This window comes from Nitrosomonas communis, assembly GCF_900114745.1.
GTDB lineage: Bacteria > Pseudomonadota > Gammaproteobacteria > Burkholderiales > Nitrosomonadaceae > Nitrosomonas > Nitrosomonas communis_A.
The window spans coordinates 1-1,295 of the sequence record NZ_FOUB01000183.1 but is presented as its reverse complement, the minus strand read 5'-3'; the positions used below and the strand labels follow the sequence as shown (position 1 = coordinate 1,295).

General features: G+C 48.9%; 1 protein-coding gene. It reads left to right on the top strand.

Going from position 1 to position 1,295, the window contains the following annotated elements; genetic code table 11:
* Positions 1-216 precede the first annotated feature (216 nt).
* Positions 217-1,281 (top strand): IS110 family RNA-guided transposase, encoded by a 1,065-nt coding sequence (locus BM122_RS21290; protein WP_074907670.1) that lies wholly within the window; start codon positions 217-219, stop codon positions 1,279-1,281.
* Positions 1,282-1,295 lie beyond the last annotated feature (14 nt).

Sequence of the window (1,295 nt, the reverse complement as noted above, 5' to 3'; positions counted from 1 at the left end):
ACTCAGTTTAATATGTCATGGAATGCCTGACTTGATCTGACCCGTGCTGGGATTGGCGAAGTGCCTTTGCGTTGACCTGTCGATCTGGTCCAGGTATTCCCCGAGCGTTGCCGGGCCCAATACTCGTGACCTAATAGGAGCCTTGATTTGCACCGTGAGTGTCCTGTCCGGTAACTGGGGTTGGTAATGCACTAATCTTGATTAAGGAGTATGAATATGGACGGCACACTGGTTAAAAATGAAGTTATTCTTGGCGTTGATACCCATTTAGATACCCATGTTGGCGTGGTCATCAATGATCAAGGTAAAGTGATAGGGATACTGACTTCCATACCGACTAATAGAGCAGGTTATCTGAAATTACTGACGTGGGCACGATCATTAGGAAATGTTCGTCGTGCTGGCGTTGAGGGTACAGGAACATATGGCGCTGGTCTTGCCCGTTTATTGCGCGAACAGGATATTGAAGTATGGGAAGTCAATCGTCCTGATCGTGCCAAGCGCCGGCTTCAAGGAAAATCTGATCCGACTGATGCTGAGAGTGCAGCACGCACAGTACTTTCCGGTAATGCAACGGCAACGCCAAAGTCACAGTCAGGCGTGGCTGAAGCGCTGCGTATGTTATCGGTTGCCAGACGTAGTGCAGTCAAGGCAAGAACACAAACCATCAATCAACTCAGATCGTTATTAATCAGTGCACCGGATGATCTGCGTGAACGACTCTGGAAAACCAAACCGGAGGAGTGCGTAGCAGGCTGTGCACGACTTCGGAAGGCAAAAGGCAGTGTTTTGCATCAAACATTAGCTGCAACACTTCGTTTGCTGGCCAAGCGCTGGCTAATGCTTTCAGCAGAACTAAAAGAGATCGATGTGACGCTTGACCGTTTGACAAGTCAATCAGCGAAGCGCCTTCGAAATCAGTTTGGGGTCGGGCCGCAAACGGCAGCGACACTTATTGCCGTAGCGGGAGATAATCCAGAACGTTTAAGGAATGAAGCGGCCTTGGCTGCGTTATGTGGAGTAAGTCCACTGCAGGCTTCCTCTGGAAAAACTATCCGCCATCGATTAAATCGAGGAGGCAATCGATCTGCAAACAACGCGTTATGGACAATCGCGATGGTACGTATGCGCAGCGAACCAAGAACCCAAAGTTATGTGGCACGACGCGCTGCTCAAGGGATGTCAAACAAAGAAATTCAACGCTGCCTGAAGCGTTACATTGTTCGTGAATTGTATCCGCTTATTCTCGCAGATTTATCTGATGCTGCTGCAATTACTTGACATAGGAGCGTCAA